2 protein-coding genes are annotated in these 14,157 nt (G+C 37.0%); both read left to right on the plus strand.

Annotated elements, in window-relative coordinates:
* Positions 1-6 precede the first annotated feature (6 nt).
* Positions 7-12,312: a non-ribosomal peptide synthetase gene (locus ACECE_RS29455; protein WP_010248513.1), complete on the plus strand. Its 12,306-nt coding sequence runs from the start codon at positions 7-9 to the stop codon at positions 12,310-12,312.
* A gap of 124 nt (positions 12,313-12,436) precedes the next feature.
* Positions 12,437-14,143 carry a B12-binding domain-containing radical SAM protein gene (locus ACECE_RS0214590; RefSeq protein WP_010248516.1) on the plus strand — a complete coding sequence of 569 codons (1,707 nt, stop codon included), beginning with the start codon at positions 12,437-12,439 and terminating at the stop codon, positions 14,141-14,143.
* The last annotated feature ends 14 nt before the right edge of the window (positions 14,144-14,157 follow it).

Here is a 14,157-nt window from a genome sequence, read left to right on the forward strand (position 1 = left end):
GTTTTAATGGATTTTAGCAGTATTAAGCTTGGTAAAGTTAACATGAATAAATATTCTGACATTGAAGAAATATCTTCAAAGGATATAGCAATTATAGGTATGGCTTGTGAATTCGGTTCAGCAAAAAATGCTGATGAGTTTTGGGCCAATCTAAGGGCTGGGGTAGATTTGGTACGGGAATTTCCAGATGTGAGGAGATTGGATACTGACGATTTCTTAAGAAGTATGAATATGGATAAAACAGAGTATCAAGAAGGTGCATTTCTTGATGAGGTAGATAAGTTTGATTACACGTTTTTTCGTTTATCACCTAAAGAAGCGGCTTTAATGAGCCCTAATCAAAGATTGTTTCTTGAAACTGCATGGAAAACTATAGAGGATGCAGGATATGGCGGTAACAAGCTAAATGGAAGTAAGACTGGAGTCTACATAGGATTTGAAGCTGATGCCCCTGTTGATTATAAAAGGTTTATTGAAGAATTGGATCCATCCTCAATACCACTGGCTGTGCCAGGAAATTTGACACCTATTATTGCAAGCAGAATTGCGTATCTCCTTGACTTGAAAGGCCCAAGTATGTCAATTGATACTGCATGTTCTTCAGCGCTTGTGGCTATTCACACTGCCATAAGAGCAATAAGAAACGGTGAGTGCGAGATGGCTATAGCTGGAAGTGTGAGAATAAATATTTTGCCTGCACAGGCACAATTCAAACTGGGTATTGAGTCATCCGACGGGAGGACAAAAGCTTTTGATGACAGCTCTGATGGGACTGGCAGCGGAGAGGGTACTGCTGCTGTACTGTTGAAGCCATTAAGTGCAGCAATAAGGGATAGGGATAACATTTACGCCGTAATAAAAGGAAGCGCTGTAAACCAGGATGGAAGATCCATTGGCATAACTGCCCCAAATGTATTGGCACAGGAGGATGTTATTGTCAGTGCATGGAAAGATGCAGGAATAGATCCTTTGTCCATATCTTATATAGAGGCACACGGAACGGGAACAAAACTTGGAGATCCTATTGAAGTTGATGGAATAAGAAGGGCTTTCAGAAGATATACAGATAAAAAGCAGTTCGTGCCTATAGGTTCTGTCAAAACAAATATCGGACATCTTGATAATGCAGCAGGGATAGCTGGGCTGATAAAGTGTGTCCTGGCTTTAAAATATGCTGAGATACCTCCAAGTATACACTTCAAGACTCCAAACAGTAAAATAGATTTTGCCGATTCTCCTGTATTTGTAAACGACAAGTTGAAGGAATGGAAAACTGAAGAGTATCCAAAAAGGTGTGGCATAAGCTCTTTTGGTTTTAGTGGTACAAACTGTCATTTGATTCTTGAGGAAGCCCCTGTAAGCAAAATAACAAAGGGAACTGAGAAACGAGATTTGTACTTTCTGGCGCTGTCTGCAAAAAGTCAATCTTGCTTAGTAAACTTGATTGAGAGATATAAGGCATTTTTAGAGAAAGAAGTCAATGTAGATATTGCTGATATCTGTTTTACTGCAAATACAGGCAGAGGTCATTATAACTATAGACTTGCAGTGATATTTGAAAGTCTGGAAGAATTAAAGCAAAAACTGGGCAGTGCTGCACTTAAAACAGATGAAGCAAAAAATATATATTACGCATATCACAAAATAGTTTCGGAAATCAAAGAAAATAAGGCTGATTGGGAAATCACTGATAGTGTGCAAAAGGAAATCAGCACAAAGGTATCGAGTGAAATTAGTGAGTTTATATCTGACAGAAAAAACGTAGGTCTGTTAGAAAAAATATGTTGTTTGTATGTAAAGGGTGCAGATGTAGAATTTGAAAAGCTATATAAAGATGAATTGAGATCACGAGTAGGGTTGCCTGTTTACCCGTTTGAACGGAGCCGTTGTTGGATCGAAGTTGCTAAAAATGTAAAAATTAATGACGAAAAAAATAGTATTGGCGCTTTGGTTGACTGCTGCAGGTTGAAATCTATGAATCTTGAGGTGTTTTCCAAAGAATTTGACAGCGAAAGAAATTGGATACTTAAAGAGCATAAGATCTCAGGCAACAACGTATTGGTTGGAACTGCTTATTTGGAAATGGTAATGCAGACCTTTGGAAAAAGCAATAAAGGATGCCCTATTGAAATGAAAGATATTGTATTTCTCACACCTTTGGTTATGAACAGCCATGAAAAGAGAGAAGTACAGCTTATAATAAATAAAGAAGATGAAAACTACAAATTTACAGCGGTGAGCAATTGTGATGCAGAAAACGAAAACTGGTCAAAACACATTGAAGGCAGGGCTAGTGCTTTAAAGAGCTGCAGAGCTCTTTTATGCGATGTTGATGAAATAAAAAAGAGCTGCAATGAAGAGGTTATAACTCCTAATATAAACGACTATAATGACAAGACGGTTTTCGAGCTCGGTCTACGTTGGGGCAGCATACGTAAAATTTATGTAGGAGAAAATCAGCTGCTATCTCATATTGAATTGGATGGGGAATTTGAGAGTGAATTAGAAGACTATACACTATACCCATCTCTTTTAGATAATGCGCTCACAACAATACCTTTAATTAGGAGAAGCTTAAAAAACAGTTCTTCCAATTTGGAAGACAGCATATTCCTGCCATTTTCCTATGGGCTTATTAAAGTTTACAGGGCCTTACCTTCAAAGTTTTACAGCCATGTAACATCAATAAGCAATATTTCAGAAGATTCTCAGACTGTTAGCTTTAACATTTCTCTTATTGATATGTCAGGTGAAGTATTGGTTGAAATTGAGAACTATTCACTAAAAAAAATGCGCAGTGCGAAAGGACTTCAACAGAGTAACGATAAGCTTTTTCATCAAACCAGATGGATTAACTGTGAAATTGAAACTAAAGATAGATTTATAAAAAAGGAAAACATATTGGTCTTTAGCAGTAAATCCCGATTGGAATGTGAAATGGTTGATAGATTAAGACAAGGTGGTTGCAGCGTTATTGAGGTTTTTTCGGGTAATGCTTATGAAGAAATCTGTAGTGAAAGATATATGGTTGGCAGTAATATTGAAGATTATAAAAAGGTTGTATCCCAAATAAAGCTTAAGGGGATATCCAAAATCATCCATGCTATGACTTTAGCAGATGAGGAAGCAAGTGATATTTCAGTGCTGAAGGAGAGCATGGCAAGAGGTGTTGGGAGTTTGTTCCGTCTTGCAAAGGCTGTTCAAAATATTAATTTGGATAAGCATCTGGATATTGTTGTGATTTCGGATTATGTAAACGAAGTTTCCGGCAACGAGAAAATAATTAAGCCTGAAAATGCGGCTTTGTTTGGATTGGCAAAGGTTGTTGACAGTGAGAACCCGAAAGTGAGCTTTAGATGTATTGATATAGACAACTATACAAGGTTAGATGACATATTCCCGGAATTGATGTGTGATGGTGGCTCCTCTGCTGTGGCATACCGTCAGGGTAAAAGATATATTGAGGAGCTTGGTGAATTTGATATTGAAAATATTAAAAAGAGAGAAATCATGCTGCACGAAGAAGGTGCGTATATTATCACAGGCGGTTTGGGAGGGATAGCTCTTGAAGTTGCCCAATATCTTTCATCAAAAAGCAAAGTCAATTTGGTGTTGATCGGTCGTACAGATATGCCTGAAAGGTCAGCATGGGATGACATAGTTGGTCTTGGAAATGATTTGAAAATTATAAATAAAATTAATGTTATTAGAAGAATAGAAGCTAAAGGGTCCAATGTAACCATTTTTAGAGCAGATGTTTCTGACATTAAGAAAATGTCTGAAGTTGTTGAAAAAACAAGACAGAAGTTTGGAAGAATCAACGGAGTTATTCATTCTGCAGGACAGGCAGGAGAAGGGTTCTTAATTAATAAGAATGAGAAAGTTTTTGACAGCGTGTTAGCACCAAAAGTAGAAGGTACTTGGATTTTAGATAAATTAACGGACACGGATGAGTTGGATTTCTTTGTATTGTTTTCATCATCCACTACACTTGCGGGCATAGTTGGGCAGGGTGATTATACTGCTGCGAATGCATACCTGGATTCATATGCAGCTTATAGAAACAAGAAGGGCAGAAAGTCATTGACTATTAAATGGTCTGCGTGGAAAGAGACAGGTATGGCTTTCAATTATGGTGTTAACTCTGATGGCTTTTTCAAGGTGCTGCCAACTCAGAAAGCTATCTATGCCTTTGGCCAGGTTTTAAACAGGGATATTGAAAGGGTTTTTATAGGAGAAATAAATTTCAGAAATCAATCCTTTGATCAGCAAAAGTTTCCTTTTATAAAGCTGTCAAAAGAAATTATAAGCAAATTTGTGGACGATAAAGAACAGTTGGCTCAAGTACAGGTAAATAAAGATGAAGTACAGAAAAATACAAATGCAGATTTAAATCCAAATAAAGAAACGGATATTCTGATAGCTGGAGAAGCAAATCAAAATTATACAAGTACGGAAATAAGTTTGGCATATGTATACAGTGAGGTGTTGGGGCTAAAAGAAGTTAACATCTACGATGATTTCTATGATTTGGGCGGGGACTCAATTATAGCAATGAAGATTATAAACACAATTAATAAAAAGCTCAATATTAAATCGGATGTTATAGATTTATTTGATAACACTACTGTAAAAGAGTTTGCAAAATATATTGATGATGAGTATCTAGTAAAAATCAGTTCAAATAACAAAGCTGAAGAGGATGCCATTTTACCTGTTCCTAAAGCGGAGTATTACAGTGCTTCGGCTGCTCAGAGCAGACTATATATTCTAAACCAATTTGATATAGGGAGCACTGCTTATAACATTACAAAAGTAATGAAAATCATAGGAAACATTGATATTAAGAGATTTGAGACGGCATTTAAAAAGCTTATAGAGCGGCATGAAATATTGAGGACATCTTTCTCAGTTGTGGACCAAAACCTTGTGCAAAAAGTGCATGACAGCATTGATTTCAATATCAGTGAAGTGGATTTATACAGCAAGGATGAGAATGGTTATGTATCTTATGAAGACATAAAAGAAAATATTGATGCTTTTATCAGGCCGTTTGATTTGGGTACACTGCCATTGTTGCGGGTGGGGCTCATCAGGATATCCATGGAAGAATATCTTATGATTTTTGACATCCACCACATTATTTCGGATGGAACATCCATAGGAATACTGACAAAAGAATTGACTGATTTATACAGGGGAATGGATATTCCGGAGCTTAAGGTTCAATATAAGGATTTTTCCATATGGCAGAATGATTTTTTCAATACGGAAGCATTGAAAAAGCAGGAGAAATACTGGTTGGAAATATTTAAAAACGGTATTCCAGCTTTGAACTTGCCTACTGATTATTACAGACCTCTTGTACAGAGTTTTTGTGGAGATAAGGTTGACTTTAAGCTGGACAGGACTTTATTTGATAATTTAAACAAAAGATCTGCAGAAGCAGGGACTACTTTGTTTATGTACATGATTTCTGCGTTTAATGTTTTATTACATAAGTACACCGGACAGGAAGATATAATAATCGGTTCTCCTGTCGAAGGCAGGAAACATAAGGATTTGGACAACCTCGCAGGTATGTTTGTTAATACCCTTGCATTAAGAAACTATCCTAAAGCTGATAAAACTTTTGAACAATTACTGAAGGAAGTAAAGGAAAACTCATTAAATGCCTACGCGAATCAAGACTATCAATTTGACAAATTGGTTGATGTATTAGATATAGAAAGAGATATGTCCAGAAATCCCTTATTTGATATAATGTTTGATTTCCAGACAGTTAAGAGCACAGAAGTTGAAATGGCTGGTCTGAGGCTTATACCTTATGAATATGGGAAAATGACAACTAATTTTGACATTGTGCTGCATATCATAGCAAGTAATGATGCTTTATCCTGTTCATTTGAATTCTGCACAGAGCTTTTTAGAAAAGAAACAGTGGCAAGAATGGCAAAGCATTATCTAAATATTTTGGATGTAATAGTAAGTCAGCCTGAAATAAAGCTTTCTGATATTGAAATGATTTTAGAAGAGGAAAAGCAGCTTATACTTGGAAATTTTAATGACACAGGAACTGAATACCCTGCTGATAAAACGATACACCAAATATTTGAGGAAGAGTGTAGGAAAGCACCCAATAATATTGCTTTAGTATGTGGAAACAGGCAATTAACTTACGGAGAATTAAGCAAAAAGTCCAACCAACTGGCAAAAGTACTCAGAATTAAGGGAGTAGTACGAGAAAGTATTGTTGGGATTATGGCAGAGAGTTCTATAGAGATGGCCATTGGAATCATTGGCATATTAAAAGCGGGAGGGGCATACCTTCCGATTGACCCTGATTATCCTGCTGACAGGATAGGGTACATGATTGGGGACAGTGGTGCCAATATAATGCTTGTGCAAAATCACTTGCAGGACAGGTTTGGTTTCAAGGGAGAAATACTAGACCTTGATGCCCTTGACTCATATTCCGAAGATCATATAAGTATCGATAATGTAAATACCCCAGATGATTTGGCTTATATAATTTACACCTCAGGTTCAACAGGAAAACCTAAGGGTGTTATGGTTGAACACAAAAATGTTATAAGACTTGTGAAAAATACAAACTATATTGAGTTTAAACAGAATGACAGAATATTGAAGACAGGCGCCCTGGTATTTGATGCTTCTACATTTGAAATTTGGGGTGCTCTGTTAAATGGTTTAAGACTTTATCTGGTAGATGAAAGTACAATAATTGACCCGATTAAGCTTGAGAGTGCTTTAAAAGAATATCAAATAACAACTTTATGGCTGACATCACCTCTGTTTAATCAGTTATCACAGCAGCGAATTGAGCTGTTCAGTAGCCTTAAGAATCTGTTGGTAGGTGGAGATGTGTTATCTCCTAAGCATATAAACAGAGTAAGAGAGATGTATAAGGATTTAAGAATTATAAATGGTTACGGACCTACTGAAAATACTACATTTTCTGTTTGCTTTGAGATAAATGACAGTTACGAGCAGAACATACCGATCGGTAAGCCTATAAGCAATTCAACTGCATACATTCTGGACAAAAACCGTAAATTACAGCCTATAGGTGTTGAAGGAGAGCTGTGTGTTGGTGGAGATGGTGTAGGCAGGGGTTATATAAACCAGCAGGAGAGAACGCAAGAAAAATTTGTTTCAGATCCCTTTTTAAAAGGCGGCAGAATGTATCTAACCGGCGATTCTGCAAGGTGGCTTCCTGATGGAAACATTGAGTTTTTAGGGAGGAAAGATAATCAGGTAAAGATCAGGGGTTTCCGTATTGAGATTGGTGAAATAGAGGAGCAGATATTAAGGCACAAATTAATAAAAGAAGCAATGGTTACTTCGAATAAAGACCTAAGTGATATAAAATACCTGATTGCATATTTTGTAGCAGACGAAGAACTGAAAGTTAATGAAATACGTGAATTCCTTTGTGCAAAACTTCCTGACTATATGATACCGTCATATTTTATTCAGTTGGACAGGCTGCCGCTGACAATTAACGGTAAGATAGACCATAAGTCTCTGCCAAAGCCGGAAGTGAATATTAATAAAGCAGCATTATATGATGCTCCGGCTAATGATACTGAAATAAAGCTTGTGGGTATTTGGCAGGAAATTCTCGGAGTAGATGGGATAGGCACTAATGATAACTTCTTTGAAATGGGCGGACATTCACTGAGAGCTGCAATTCTTATATCAAGAATACGTAAAGAAATAAATGCAGAGATATCGCTGAAAGATGTATTTGCCAATCCTACAGTGAAAGGGCTTGCTGACCAAATAAAAAGGTCAGAAAGAGAAGTGTTTGAAGTTATTGAGTGTGCTGAGAAAATGGACTTTTATCCCTTGTCACCGGCTCAGAAGAGAATGTATGTATTAAACAGGCTGGAAGGCAAAGGTACGGTTTACAATGTACCTGGTATGGTAATTTTGGATGGATCTATTGACAGGGTTCGATTTGAGAATACATTTAGAAAATTGGCACAAAGACATGAATCATTCAGAACTTCCTTTGAAATTATTGCTGGTGAGCCAGTTCAAAGGATACATGAAAATGTAGAGTTCAATATAGAGTACTTTGAACTCCTAGAAGAGCTGGTCACCGAAAAAATCAGGGAATTGATTAAGCCTTTTGATTTAAGCAAAGCACCTCTACTTAGAGCAGTGCTGATAAAGGTTAGGGAAGACAGGCATATAATGCTTTTGGATATGCACCATATAATTTCCGATGGTACATCTTTGAACATTATAATAAGAGAGTTTTCTGAAATATACAACGGAAAAGAGCTTCCGCAATTGAGGATACAGTACAAAGACTATACAATGTGGCAGAAAAAGCTCGCTGAAGAAGGTGTACTAAAGGAACAGGAAGAGTATTGGATGGAGAGGTTCAAAGGTGAAATACCTGTACTCGATCTTCCGACGGACCGTGTAAGAGGTGCTGTGCAAAGCTTTGAAGGAAGCAACTTTGAATTTGAGATAAGCGGGGATTTGAGAGAGAGAATAAATATCCTGACAAAAGAAACAGGAACTACTTTATACATGGTGCTTTTGGCTCTTTACAATACCTTTTTGATGAAATACACAGGTCAGGAAGATATAATAGTCGGCTCGCCTGTAGCGGGAAGACCCCATGCCGATTTGCTAAATATTGTGGGAATGTTTGTAAATACACTTGCTATGAGAAATTATCCGGGCAAGGATAAAACATTTATAGAGTTTTTGTATGAAGTGAAAGAGAATTCGTTGAAAGCATTTGAAAACCAGGAGTATCCTTTAGAAGACCTTGTTGAAAAGCTTGATTTAAGAAGAGACATGAGCAGGAATCCATTGTTTGATGTCATGTTAATTCTTCAAAATATGGACAGTGAGAACCTTGAGGTTCAGGGTTTGGTTATGAAGCCTTATAAGGCAGATACCGGGATATCCAAATTTGATCTTGCTTTTAATGTTGAGGAAAAGAAGGATTCAATACTTTTCTGTATTGAGTATGCTTCAGAACTTTTCAATAAGGATACCATAGCTCGCATGTCTTTGCATTATATAAAAATCCTTGAAGAGGTACTGAAAAATCCTGAAAGAAAGCTTTCTGATCTAGAGATGATTACTGATTATGAGAAGAAGCTTATTTGCGAATTTAATAACACAGAAGCAGTGTACTCAAAAGATAAAACAATACAACAGCTGTTTGAAGAGCAGGTAGAGAATACACCTGACAATTTAGCGGTTATTTGTGAAGATGAGCAGCTTACTTATAGGGAACTTAATGAGAGGGCAAACCAACTTGCAGGTATATTGCGCAAAAAGGGAGTAAAACGTGAGAGCATAATAGCAATAATGGCTGAACCGTCACTCCATATGGTAGCAGGTATTATGGGGATACTCAAGGCAGGTGGAGCTTATTTGCCTATAGACCCAGAATATCCCGAGGACAGAATAAAATATATGCTTGAAGACAGCAAAACAGAGCTTCTTTTAAAGTATGGCGGGCAAAATAAAGAAATCAAATTTATGGGTGAGATAATAGACCTTGACGATGAAGCGATCTGCAAGGAAGCAGTTGAAAACCCAAAGTCCGTTAATACTCCAAATGACCTTGCATATGTAATATATACTTCAGGTTCCACTGGAAAACCAAAGGGAGTTATGATCGAACATAGAGGCCTGGTTAACTTTGTTCAATGGAGACACAACGCTTATAATTATTCTTCTGGCGATGTAAGTTTACAGATGCTGTCATTTTCTTTTGATGGTTTTGGAACAAACCTGTATCCTGCTTTATTGGCGGGAGGTAGTGTTGTTATACCAAATAACATCCACAAAATGAACTTTACACATATTAAAGGTCTTATAAAGCAGAGAAAAGTAACTAATATGAGTATTGTACCGTCAATGTATGGCGCAATTCTTGAAAGTTCACAGGCGGAGGACTTGAATTCAATAAGGTTCATAGTTCTTGCAGGGGAGAAATGTGATAAATGGCTTGTAGAAAAAAGCTTTTCAATAAGTCCGAATATCAGGCTTATTAACGAATATGGACCGACAGAAAACACTATTACAACAACGGCATTAGTTGGAATGAAAAGTGACTGTGAAGCTATTATTGGAACCCCGATTTCCAATAACAAAGTATATATTCTGGATGCTGATGGAAAGGGACAACTGCTTCCTATAGGAATAGTGGGTGAATTATGTATCTCAGGAGATAGTTTGTCCAGAGGGTATTTAAATCAGCCTGAACTTACAGCCCAAAAGTTTAAAGAGAATCCATTTGAGACCGGAGAAAAAATATATCACACCGGTGACCTGGCGAAATGGCGGCCTGATGGGAATATAGAGTTTATAGGAAGAATGGATAATCAGGTAAAGCTGAGAGGTTATAGGATCGAATTAGGAGAAATAGAAAAACTTCTTTTACAGCACAGCAAAGTAAAAGAAGCAGTTGTAATTGTAAGAGGGGATAATGGAGGAGATAAATGCCTGTGTGCATATATTGCTGCACAAGAAGAAATTGATCAAAACAGCATACGTACACAACTATTGGAAGAACTGCCCGAATACATGATACCGTCATGCTTTGTGGTTCTAACAAAAATACCTATTACTCCGAACGGAAAAGTTGATATAAAGGCATTACCTGAACCTGTGAAAAGCAAAGACAAGGCTATGGAGTACGAAGCACTAGGCAACGAACTTGAACAAAAAATTGTAAGTATTTGGAGTGAAGTGCTTGGAACCCCAAATATAGGAATAAATGATAATTTCTTTGAGCTTGGGGGGCATTCACTGAAAGCTGCTGTAATGTTGTCTAAGATCCATAAGGAAATGAATATTGAAATGCCTCTTAAAGAGTTTTTTGTGAGGCCAACGGTGAAATCCCAGGCTTCTTTCATAAAAGAAGCTTCAAAAAGCATATTTACTTCAATTGAACCTACTCCTAAAAAAGATTTCTATCCATTATCTTCTGCACAGAAGAGAATGCTTATACAGGCTCAGATTCAAGGAGATGGAACGGCATATAACTCCCCGGGTGCGGTAATAATTGAAGGCAAAATAGATAAAGTTCAATTTGAGAATGCTTTGAAAATGCTTTTAGAAAGGCATGAGACTCTTAGAACATCCTTTGAAATGATAGATATGGAGGGGGTACAGAGAGTCCACGAAAAAGTTGAATTTAATGTTGAATACTATAAATGGCAGGAAGAAGACATTGATGAAAAGATAAAGACATTAGTAAGACCTTTTGATTTAAGTAAAGCGCCACTATTTAGAGTAGTGCTTGTTGAACTCAAAGAAGACAGGCATATGATGATGTACGATATGCATCATATTATTTCTGATGGTGTATCCATGGACATTTTGACAGGAGAATTTTTTGCGCTTTATGCTGGAAAAGAGCTGCCACAATTAAGGATACAATACAGGGACTATACATTATGGCAGGAAAGGCTTTTTAGAGAAGGCGTTCTGAAAAAGCAGGAAGATTACTGGATGGAAACTTACAGAGGTGAAATTCCAGAGCTTGATTTGCCTACTGATTACAAAAGGCCTGATGTAATGAATTATAGAGGCAGCAGAATATATTTCAAAATGGGAACAGAGCTCTATAAAAAGATCAGAAGTTTTGCAATTGAAACTGAAACAACACTTTATATGCTGCTGCTGTCTGCATACAATCTGCTTCTATCAAAGTACACGGGCAAGGAGGATGTTATCGTTGCATCTCCAATTGCCGGGAGACAACACGCAGATCTTGAAAACATTATCGGAATGTTTGTAAATATGCTTCCGATGAGGAATTTCCCAAAAGAGCAAATGAAATTTATTGATTTTATAGACAGTGTTAAGGGCAACTGTCTAAAAGCATACGAAAACCAGGATTATCAGCTGGAGATGCTTATAGAAAAGCTTTTGGAAATAGGAAGCTTGAATAGGAATTCAAATAGGAATCCGTTATTTGATGTTGTTTTTGCGATGCAAAATACTGTTTCAAATTTTGTAGAGGTCGAAGGATTAAAGTTTTATCAAAAAGAGTTGGAATTCGGTTCGGTTAAGTTTGATATTTTGATTGATGCATATGAAGAGAATGAGGATATAAGGTTTGTATTGGAATATTCGACAGATTTATTTAAAAGGTCAACTGCCGAAAGAATTACACAAAACTTTATTGAAATACTTGAGCAGGCTGTAAACAACAAAGACATGCAGCTTAAAGATTTTACTATCAGCAATAACATATTGATAGCAAGTGACACAGAAGAAAATACTGTCGATTTTACTTTTTGAGATGATAAGGAATGCTGAAATATAACTTCGACTATAATGTCACTTCAAGCCTTATTTGATCCAAATAGGCCACGTGAAAAATCCGAAGTAATAATTCAGTTATTCCTATATAGGAGGAGAAAACATGCAGGAAAATAAGGATACGGCAAAGGAAAAGATTCTGTTTATGCTATTGCCATTTTGGACACCTCTAATTCCACCTTTAGGCATTTCGTGTCTAAAGAGCTATCTGGGGAAAAGAGGATATTGCTCAAAAACAGTAGATGCAAATGTAGAGCTGGAATTTATGGAAGTATATAAGAACTATTTTGATATATTAAGATCATATATTCCACTTGAGAAGAGAGGAAATTTCAATAACTCCGGAAATTATGTTTTGAGTAATCACCTTATGTCGTATTTTAACAGAGATGAAAACAGTGAATATTTGGAATTGATTAAAATAGTTATTGCAAAGTACTACTATACGGATGTTGATAATTCTCAGATAAACAAATTGGATGAAATAGTAGCAGATTATTATTCGAGGCTTGAGGAGTATATCTGTAATTGGTTGAAAGAAGAAAAACCTACTGTATTAGGGCTTTCTGTATATAGTGGTACACTTGCGTCTTCACTTTTTACATTTAAAACTGCTAAAAGGTTATTTCCCGAAATTCAAACGGTTATGGGAGGCGGCATTTTTGCAGACCAGCTCTCACAGGGGTCTCCAAATCTGGAGTATTTCATTAATAATACTCCTTACATAGATAAGATAATGGTTGGTGAGGGTGAGATTTTATTTACAAAATACCTTGAGGGGAGTTTGGGGCAGGATAAAAAAATGTATAGCCTTTTGGACTTGGGAGAAGAGACACTTGATTTGTCAAGGGTTGAAGTTCCTGACTTTTCCGATCTCAAATTGGATAGTTATCCCCAGATCACTGCATATGCTTCAAGAAGTTGTCCTTTTCAATGCAGCTTTTGCTCGGAAACCGTGCAGTGGGGTAAATACAGGAAAAAGGATGCTAATCAGATTGTTGATGAAACATTGATGTTATATAAAAAACATGGCAGTCAGCTGTTCCTGTTTGGGGATTCGTTACTTAACCCGGTTATTGAGGACTTAGCTGATGAGTACATAAGAAGAGGTGAATCCATCTATTGGGATGGTTATTTGAGGGCGGATAAACACGTCTGTGATCCTGAAAACACTTTTAAATGGCGGCGTGGAGGATTTTATCGGGCTAGGATAGGAGTTGAAAGCGGATCGCAGAGGGTCTTGAATCTGATGGATAAGAGGACAAAGATTGAACAAATCAAGGAAGCTATTTCAAGTCTTGCTTATGCAGGAATTAAGACAACGACGTATTGGGTAATCGGATTTCCCGGTGAAACTGAAGAGGACTTTATGGAGACGCTGAATCTGATTGAGGAGCTGGCGGATAATATCTATGAAGCGGAGTGTAATCCATACAATTACTTCATATCGGGACAGGTAGATTCCAATAAGTTAAAAAATGAAAATGAAATCAGTCTGTTATATCCGCAATATGCAGAAAAACTTCTGATGGGCAATACCTGGATGCTTAATGCAGAACCGACACGACAGGTGACTTATGAAAGAATATCAAGGTTTGTCGCTCATTGCAAACGTTTAGGTGTGTATAACCCTTATAGCGTTTATGAGATTCAAAATGCGGATGAGCGCTGGATAAGGCTGCATCAGAATGCTGTGCCGGCCATGATGGAATTTAGAAAAGAAGGTAAATTTATAAATGAAAACCTGTCTGTAAAAAAGACTTTAATAGCCGAAGTTGTTCAGCAGGATAATATAGATTTTACATTTTAGTGATCTTAAAGCAG

The sequence above is a fragment of the Acetivibrio cellulolyticus CD2 genome, from assembly GCF_000179595.2.
Lineage (GTDB): Bacteria > Bacillota > Clostridia > Acetivibrionales > Acetivibrionaceae > Acetivibrio > Acetivibrio cellulolyticus.